At 69.1% G+C, this 5,333-nt stretch carries 5 protein-coding genes; all 5 read right to left on the reverse strand.

What is annotated here, in order from left to right; all coding sequences use genetic code 11:
• Positions 1-894: DNA polymerase IV (locus EJK15_RS67495; protein ID WP_138720632.1), on the reverse strand; the 894-nt coding region annotated here is incomplete at its 3' end.
• Between the two features lie 56 nt (positions 895-950).
• Positions 951-2,063: an ABC transporter ATP-binding protein gene (locus EJK15_RS77015; protein ID WP_138720633.1), complete on the reverse strand. Its 1,113-nt coding sequence runs from the start codon at positions 2,061-2,063 to the stop codon at positions 951-953.
• A gap of 58 nt (positions 2,064-2,121) precedes the next feature.
• The gene (locus EJK15_RS67505) at positions 2,122-2,940 is read right to left on the reverse strand and encodes a carbohydrate ABC transporter permease (protein WP_138720634.1); all 819 of its coding nucleotides are present in this window, start codon (positions 2,938-2,940) and stop codon (positions 2,122-2,124) included.
• A complete protein-coding gene (locus tag EJK15_RS67510) occupies positions 2,937-3,860 on the reverse strand; it encodes a carbohydrate ABC transporter permease (protein WP_138720635.1) in 924 nt (307 codons plus the stop codon). Before EJK15_RS67510 ends, EJK15_RS67505 begins: the two co-directional genes overlap by 4 nt.
• Positions 3,835-5,208: an extracellular solute-binding protein gene (locus tag EJK15_RS67515; RefSeq protein ID WP_138720636.1), complete on the reverse strand. Its 1,374-nt coding sequence runs from the start codon at positions 5,206-5,208 to the stop codon at positions 3,835-3,837. The genes EJK15_RS67510 and EJK15_RS67515 overlap by 26 nt, the downstream gene beginning before the upstream one ends.
• Positions 5,209-5,333: the final 125 nt, after the last annotated feature.

The raw sequence follows: 5,333 nt of genomic DNA on the forward strand, positions 1-5,333 counted from the left end.
GGTGAGGAACGGGGTGAAGCGGACTTTGACCGAGACGCGGATCGCTTCGCGGCCTTCGGTGGCGGCGTCGTGGGCGACGCGTTCGGCGAGGGCGGTGACGTGGCGGGTGATCTCGGTCTTGTCGGTGAGGTCGTGGGGGAAGGTGGTTTCGCGGCTGTGGCCGCGGGCGATCCAGGGTGTGGTGACGACTTCGGCTTCGCCTTTGCCGAGGGCCAGATAGCGGTACCAGGGGCCGTTGGTGGGGCCGAAGGTTTTGGCGAGGTGGGCGGGGTCGGCGGCGGCGAGGTCGGCGACGGTGTGGAGGCCGAGGGCGGCGAGCTTTTTGGAGATCTTGGCGCCGATGCCCCAGAGGGCGTCGGTGGGGCGGTCGTACATGGTCTCGGCCCAGTTGTCGCTGGTGAGGCGGTAGATTCCGGCGGGTTTGGCGAAGCCGGAGGCGAGTTTGGCCTGGTGTTTGTTGTCGCCGATGCCGACGGAGCAGGACAGGTCGGTGCGGGTGCGTACGGCCTGCTGGAGGTCGGCGGCGAGGGCTTCGGGGTCGTCGGTGGTGGCGCCGATGAAGGCTTCGTCCCAGCCCCAAATCTCGACGCGTACGGGGAATTCGCGCAGGACGGCCATGACGCGTTCTGAGGCGGCATCGTAGGCGGGTGGGTCGCTGGGGAGGAAGACGGCGTCGGGGCAGCGTTTGAGTGCGGTGCGTAGTGGCATGCCGGAGTGGACGCCGTGTTCGCGGGCTTCGTAGGTGGCGGTGGCGGCGACGGTGCGGGGTTGGGTGGGGTCTCCGGTGCCGCCGACGACGACGGGTTTGCCGCGGAGTTCGGGGTGGCGGAGGATCTCGACGGCGGCGATGAACTGGTCGAGGTCGACGTGCAGGATCCAGTCCTTGGTGGACATGGTCTCCAGTATGGCGTGTGCGGTCCTGAGGGCCTTGTTGCGCCGTCCCGGGGCGGTTACGGGGTCTTGGGGCTTTCTGGGGTGGTGGTGGCCGGTGTGGTGGTGCCTGGGCGGGCGGGTTCCCGGGTCGTGAGGAGGGTGTCGTCGCGGTAGATGAGGGAGCGGCGTGGCACGGCCCAGGCGGGGGTGCCGATGGGGGGTTCGTCGCCTTCGGGGACGGTGAGCTGGATGAGGGTTTCTGGGTTTTCGAGGGTGACGAGGGTGTGGGTGCCGAGGTTCTCGAGTACGGAGATGGTGCCGGGGAAGGCGTCGGGCCGTTCGGTGAGGGACAGGTCCATGTACTCGGGGCGTACGCCGTAGGTGATGTGGTCGCCGGCGGCGAGGCCGGGCGGGGTGGGGAAGGTGGCGCCGGCCGCGTGCAGGGCGGTGGTGGTGACGTGGGCGGGGAGGAGGTTCATGGGGGTGGAGCCGATGAACGAGGCGACGAACGTGGTGGCGGGCCGGTGGAAGATGTCGGCGGGGGCGCCGATCTGGATCATGCGGCCTTGGGACATGACGGCGATGCGGTCGGCGAGGGCGAGGGCTTCGGCCTGGTCGTGGGTGACGAAGACGGTGGTGACGGCGAGTTCGCGCTGCAGGCGTTTGAGGAAGGTGCGGGCTTCGAGGCGGAGGCGGGCGTCGAGGTTGGACAGGGGTTCGTCGAAGAGGAACGCGGCGGGGTGGCAGGCGATGGCGCGGGCGAGCGCGACGCGTTGCTGCTGGCCGCCGGAGATCTCGCTGGGGCGGCGGTGGAGGAGTTCGGTGAGGCTGAGCCTGGCGGCGACCTCGGCGGCTTTGGCGGTGCGCTGGGCGCGGGGGACCTTTTTGATGCGCAGGGGGTAGGCGATGTTGGCGGTGACGTCCATGTGGGGGAAGATCGCGTAGTCCTGGAAGACCATGGCCAGGTCGCGGTCGCCGGGCGGGAGGGCGGTGACGTCTCTGCCGTCGATGCGGATGGTTCCTGAGGCGGGGGTTTCGAGGCCGGCGATGGTGCGCAGGAGGGTGGTCTTGCCGCAGCCGGAGGGGCCGAGGAGGGCGAAGAACTCGCCGTCGGCCACGGTGAGGTCGATGCCGTCGAGGGCGCGGACCCCGCCGGGGAACACCTTGGTCAGGCCGTTCAGCGTGATCATGTGGCCTTCGGCCCCATGATCAAGATGCTGTGTTCATTGATGACCTCGGCAAGCTCGGTCATGCCTTGATTCCTCCGTGGAAGCGGAAGCCGTACCGCTGGGAGACGAACAGGTACATCGCGACGACCGGCAGCGAGTACAGCAGCGAGAAGGTGGAGATGAGGTCGAGCTTGGGTGAGCCGCCCTCGGTGTAGAGGGTGTAGAGGATGACGGAGCCGGGGGCTTTGTCGGGGTCGCGCAGCAGGATGAACTGGAACAGGAATCCGCCCCACACGCTGGCCAGTGCCCACACGGCGATGGTGGCCAGGCCTGGCCGGATCAGGGGGATGACGATGTGGCGCAGGATCTGCAGGGGTGAGGCGCCGAAGACGCGGGCGGACTCTTCGTAGGAGGTGGGCGTCTCGTCCATGAAGTCCTTGAGGATGAAGATCGCGGCGGGGAGGAGACCGCCGGAGACGACGAGGATGACGCCGAGGTGGGTGTCGATGAGGTCGAGCCGGGTGGCCAGCTCGAAGATGGGCACCATGGCGGCGGTGCCGGTGACGACGGACGACAGCAGCAGGAGCACGTAGAGGAGCGCGTCGCGGCCGGGCACGCGGACTCTGGACAGGGCGTAGGCGGCGAGCGCGGCGAGGACGACGACGACCGCGGCCGCGCCGCCGCCCTGGATCATGGAGTTGCGGATGGAGCCGAGGGCGTACGGGTTGTCGAGGATGGCGGAGAAGTTGCGCAGTGTGAATTCGGGGATGGACGTGGTGATCGTGGGGGTGTCGTCGAAGGGGGCGCTGGCGAGCCAGAGCATGGGGAGGGTGAAGAAGGCGAGGACGACGGCGATGAAGGCGGTGGCGGTGAGCCTGCCGACGACGTGGCGGATCATGCGGGTGGCCCTCCGGCGGCGACCTCCTGGTGGCGGCGCTGGCCGCGGAGCAGCCGCAGGTACGCCAGTGCGAACAGGAGGTTGATCAGCAGGATGAGGAAGGAGATGGCGGCTCCGACGCCGAGCTGGCCGTCTCTGAGGGCGACGCGGTAGACGTACACGGGCAGGATCTCGGAGCGGCCTTCGGGGCCGCCGCCGGTGAGGACGAACGGGGTGAAGTCGTTGAACGTCCACAGGCTGATCAGCAGGAGGTTGGTCAGGATGTGGCGTCTGATGCGGGGGAAGACGACGTCGCGCAGTTGCTGTGGCACGTTGGCGCCGGCCAGGCGGGCGGTTTCGAGGTGGGAGGGCGGCACGTTCTCCAGTGCGGCCGCGTACAGCATCATGGAGAACGCGGTGCCGCGCCACACGTTGAAGATGATGATCGACAGCAGCGGGTAGTCGAGCAGCCAGGCGAAGCCGGGCGTGTGCAGCAGTGCGTTGAGGGTGCCGTCGTCGCGGTCGAGCAGCGCGAACCACAGGAACCCGACGACGGTGCTGGGCAGGATCCACGACAGCAGCACCACGCCCTCGACGACGCGGCGCACGGGGCCGGTGCGGCTGCGCAGCATCCAGGCCAGGGTGAAGCCGAGTCCGGCCTGGCCGATGATGGCCGAGCCGCCGACGTAGAGCAGGGTGAGCCACAGCGAGGTGAGGAAGCGGGGGTCCTCGAGGGCGCCGGTGTAGTTGTCGAGGCCGACGACCTGCGGGTCGGCGGCGGCCAGGCCGGTGAGCCGGTAGTCGGTCAGCCCGAGGTAGATGGTCCACAGGGCGGGGAAGACCAGGAAGACGGCGATGAGGACGAGGGCGGGCAGGACGAACGCGGCCGCCCTGCTCCTGCCGAGTCCCGCGGCGTCAGCCGCCGACGTTGGCCGCGCCACCGACCAGTCCCTCCAGTTTGGTCTGGTAGGCGGCGGCCGCCTCGTCGGCGCTCTTGCCGCTGACGATCGCGGCGGTGGCCTCCTGCAGCGCGGTGGACACCTGCGGGTAGACGGCCAGGCCCGGGCGGTAGGCGGTGATGGGCAGCACCTCGTCGGCGATGTACTTGAGCATCGGGTCGCCGGTGAGCACCTCGTCGTTGACGTCGGAGCGGGCGCTGATGCGGGCCTGCCCGGCCAGCTCTGCCTTCGTGGCGGCGGCCGAGTGCATGAAGGAGAGCAGCTCCCAGGCGAGTTTGGTGTTCTTGGAGAACGGGTTCAGCACGCGTACGGCGCCGCCCGACATGCTGACGTGGTCCTGGCCGCGGATGCCGCCGCCGGGCTCCTTGGCGGGGATCTTGGCGTAGCCGACGGCCTGGTCGCGGTCCTTCATGGGGGCGACGCCGGCGGTGGGCTCGATGACGGAGCGCCAGAAGTAGTCGCCCTCGGCGATGATGCCGATCTTGCCGGCGGCGAACTGGGCGAAGGACTTGTCGCGGCCCTTGGCCTCCTGCTGGAGTTTGGGGTCGCCGAGGCCGCTGCCGCCGTAGATCTGCTGGTAGAGGCCGAGCGTGTCCTTCAGGGCCTGTGAGGCGCCGGTCCACTTGCCGGCCGCGTAGATCTCCGATCCGGCGCCGGCGAGCAGCGGCAGTGCGCCCTGCATGGTGGTGGCCTCGCCCATGGCGGTGCCGGCGTTGATCTGGATGGGGGTGGGCACGCCGGCGGCCTTGAGTTTGGTGCCGGCGTCGATGATGTCCTGCCAGCTCGCCGGCTCCCAGGTCTCGGGCAGCCCGGCCTTGGCGAACAGGGTCTTGTTGTAGAACAGGACGCGGCCGTCGGTGCCCTGTGGCAGGCCGTACTTCTTGCCGTCGAAGATGCCGAGCCCCTGCACGGCCTGCGGGATCTGCGACCAGCCCTCCCACTGCTCGACGGCGGCGCCGCCGACCTCGGTGAGCGGTTTGATGTAGCCGGCCTGGGCGAACTCGCCGACCCAGATGCCGTCGAGGTCGATGACGTCGGCGCCGGCCTTCGACTTGAGATCGAGCGCGATCTTCGTCTTGTACTGCTCGTCGTCGACGCCGCTGGGCTGGAACAGCACCTTGACGTTCTGGTGCGTCTTCTCGAACTCGGGGATCACCCACTGCTTGATCCAGTTGGCGGACTCGGAGTTCTTGCCGCCGGGGATGGAGTTGGCGGCGATGGTGAGGGTGACGCTGCCCCCGCTGGATTCCGTGCCGGATCCGGTTCCGCAGGAGGTGAGGGCGAGGACGGCGATGGCGGCGAGCAGCGCAGGCGGGCTGGGGAATCGCATGTCGGCCTCCTGTTCAGGACGTGCAGACATACCGACAATCGCATGGCCGGTGGCGGGCGTAAAGAACGCGGGAGGACGCGGTCCTCCCGCGTTCACGGGTTTCGGGTGCGGGGGTTTGGGGTTTG

Origin of the sequence: Nonomuraea basaltis, from assembly GCF_005893125.1 — a bacterium.
GTDB classification, from domain to species: Bacteria; Actinomycetota; Actinomycetes; order Streptosporangiales; family Streptosporangiaceae; genus Nonomuraea; species Nonomuraea basaltis.

Coding starts and splice junctions, on each gene's coding strand:
- EJK15_RS77015 (WP_138720633.1), bottom strand. CDS start 2,063: ATGATCACGCTGAACGGCCTGACCAAGGTGTTCCCCGGCGGGGTCCGC.
- EJK15_RS67505 (WP_138720634.1), bottom strand. CDS start 2,940: ATGATCCGCCACGTCGTCGGCAGGCTCACCGCCACCGCCTTCATCGCC.
- EJK15_RS67515 (WP_138720636.1), bottom strand. CDS start 5,208: ATGCGATTCCCCAGCCCGCCTGCGCTGCTCGCCGCCATCGCCGTCCTC.